This is a genomic window from uncultured Campylobacter sp. (assembly GCF_938018035.1).
Taxonomy (GTDB): Bacteria; Campylobacterota; Campylobacteria; order Campylobacterales; family Campylobacteraceae; genus Campylobacter_B.
This window is the reverse complement of record NZ_CALIJF010000051.1, coordinates 1-1,024: the sequence shown is the minus strand read 5'-3', so window position 1 is coordinate 1,024 and position 1,024 is coordinate 1. Positions and strand designations below refer to the sequence as shown.

Sequence of the window (1,024 nt, the reverse complement as noted above, 5' to 3'; positions counted from 1 at the left end):
CAGGCACATAGACTTGTTTTACCTGCGGCTCCTTTGCGCCGCAGCCGCATAAATAAAGTACGCTAAAAAGCGCTATCAAGAAGTTTTTTATATGCATCGAGTTGTGCCTCGCAACTTTTATCTTTGACGTAAATTTTTGAAACGTTTTTGATCTTATCCTCGTTACGGCGGCTTGCATTCACCTCAAGGGATTTGATCGCGGCGTTTTGTAGGCTTAGATTTAGCTCGCATTGCTGTAACTGCACCTTTAGCCCTGCATTTTCGGTGCTTAGCTGCGAATTATCGCTTTTAAGGCTTAAAATTTCGGCTCCGCACAATACCGCTATTACCGCGAAAGCCGCCAGTATAAATTTAATGTTTAGCAAGAAGCCCATTTAACACCTTCTTTGCACGATTTGGAGTCTGCTGCGCCCAAAGGCTACGAAGCCCGTTTGCGATAGCCTTTTCATATTCGCTAGTTCTTATGTAGTGAAGCGTCGTAACGAATTTTTTAACCTTGTTAACGTCCATCTGATAGCACATCTCTATCACTACGTCCTGCACGTTTTGCGGTTTGTCTTGAAGCCAGGCAAAGGCTTCAAATACCCTAGGCTTTAACTTTTTTAATTTCAGCTCTAAAATTTGATCCGCCGCCGCGCGGCCCATCGGCTCTATCTTTCCGCCGTTTAGTGCTAGCTCGTCTTTGCTTAGCGCCGAAACTAAAAAGCCATAGCCGATAGTTTTGTAACCTCTTGTGTCTTCATAAATTTCACCGCAAAAGCCTTCGTTTTCTTTGATGTTTGCGATTAGGCTCATTCTTTGCTCCTCTTCTAGGCAACTCAGAAAGTTTTATTAGAAAAGAAGGTAAAGTTGAGTATAATGACAAACAGGGTACCTTTGATTGTTCTTTTTCGCGGCAGCCTCATCTGGCGCAGTCTTTTCCGCCTGCCCTGCCTGCGATTCGGACTCGGCAGGCTGCTGCTCTGTGGCTTCAGACGAGGCCGTATCAATATCCGGTTGCAGCTCTTGCGCCGCTCCTCCCGCC

General features: G+C 45.8%; 3 protein-coding genes. All 3 read right to left on the bottom strand.

The annotated features are described in order from the left end of the window. Positions 1-62: 62 nt before the first annotated feature. Positions 63-374: a hypothetical protein gene (locus Q0257_RS01665; RefSeq protein WP_298020764.1), complete on the bottom strand. Its 312-nt coding sequence runs from the start codon at positions 372-374 to the stop codon at positions 63-65. Further along, positions 352-795 (bottom strand): glycoside hydrolase family protein, encoded by a 444-nt coding sequence (locus Q0257_RS01660; protein ID WP_298020761.1) that lies wholly within the window; start codon positions 793-795, stop codon positions 352-354. Before Q0257_RS01660 ends, Q0257_RS01665 begins: the two co-directional genes overlap by 23 nt. A gap of 36 nt (positions 796-831) precedes the next feature. Then, positions 832-1,024: hypothetical protein (locus Q0257_RS01655; protein WP_298020759.1), on the bottom strand; the 193-nt coding region annotated here is incomplete at its 5' end.

Excerpts from the sequence above, each read along its gene's own strand:
- Q0257_RS01665 (WP_298020764.1), bottom strand. The coding sequence starts at position 374 with ATGGGCTTCTTGCTAAACATTAAATTTATACTGGCGGCTTTCGCGGTA.
- Q0257_RS01660 (WP_298020761.1), bottom strand. The coding sequence starts at position 795 with ATGAGCCTAATCGCAAACATCAAAGAAAACGAAGGCTTTTGCGGTGAA.